Here is a 543-nt window from a genome sequence, read left to right as displayed (position 1 = left end):
GGGGAGGGAGCGGGTTGCAGTGGATTTTGCGGTTGCAGGCGGTTTAAAAAGCAGATTGGGTTTGCAGCCATTGATTACAGGTCGTCTGAAAAACAAAAAGCAACCTACACAACCTTTTTCCTTACAGAACCCTTAACCCGAACAGCCGCCCCGTCCTCTCTCCCGTGGGAGAGAGCTAGAGAGAGGGCAACAAGCCGCAAGGCTTGTATTGGGGTGGTTAGGGTGTTGGGAAAGATTGCTGCAATTTGGAGAATGCCCTCTCCCCAGCCCTCTCCCACGGGAGAGGGGGCAGGTTGCGGTAAATTTTGCGGTTACAGACAATTTGAAAATGGATTGTGCCGCAGAGGTAAGTTGGGTTGTCAAACCCAACGTTTTTAGATGATTAAGCGGTTTGTGTTGGGTTTTCAACCCAACCTTGTATATCGGAACTCCAGTATCATAGCAACAAACCGCCCGGCCGCCACCCGTACCCAACCGAGGCAAACAACCGTTGCGTAGCTCAGGGAGCGGTCGGGCAACCCATCGACACAACCGGACAGTTGC

The organism is Neisseria sp. HMSC064E01 (assembly GCF_001808875.1).
Lineage (GTDB): Bacteria > Pseudomonadota > Gammaproteobacteria > Burkholderiales > Neisseriaceae > Neisseria > Neisseria sicca_A.
The sequence above is the reverse complement of the archived record's forward strand: the minus strand, read 5'-3'. Positions refer to the sequence as shown.